The organism is Streptococcus sp. UMB0029, from assembly GCF_002871495.1.
GTDB lineage: Bacteria > Bacillota > Bacilli > Lactobacillales > Streptococcaceae > Streptococcus.
The window spans coordinates 1-313 of record NZ_PNGD01000040.1; the positions used below are offsets into that span (position 1 = coordinate 1).

Here is a 313-nt window from a genome sequence, read left to right on the forward strand (position 1 = left end):
AAAGAGAAAGCCCTAGAAGCAATCCAAACAGCGTCAGAAACTAAGATTGCCTCAATTGATAAGAACGCTAAATTGTCAGACGATGAAAAAGCCGCAGCGAAAGCTGAAGTAGCGCAAGCCGCCATCGCAGCCGTAAATGCTATCAATGAAGCGAAGGATCAAGCAGGAGTGGACGGCGCTCAAACTACAGGAACAACAGCAGTAGAAGCAGTAAATCCAGTAGGCAAAGAGAAAGCCCTAGAAGCAATCCAAACAGCGTCAGAAACTAAGATTGCCTCAATTGATAAGAACGCTAAATTGTCAGACGATGAAA

At 44.7% G+C, this 313-nt stretch carries 1 protein-coding gene; it reads left to right on the forward strand.

Translation table 11 applies throughout. The features are described from left to right. On the forward strand, positions 1-313 hold a 313-nt coding region (locus tag CJ239_RS11535), incomplete at both ends, for a DUF1542 domain-containing protein (protein WP_142367017.1).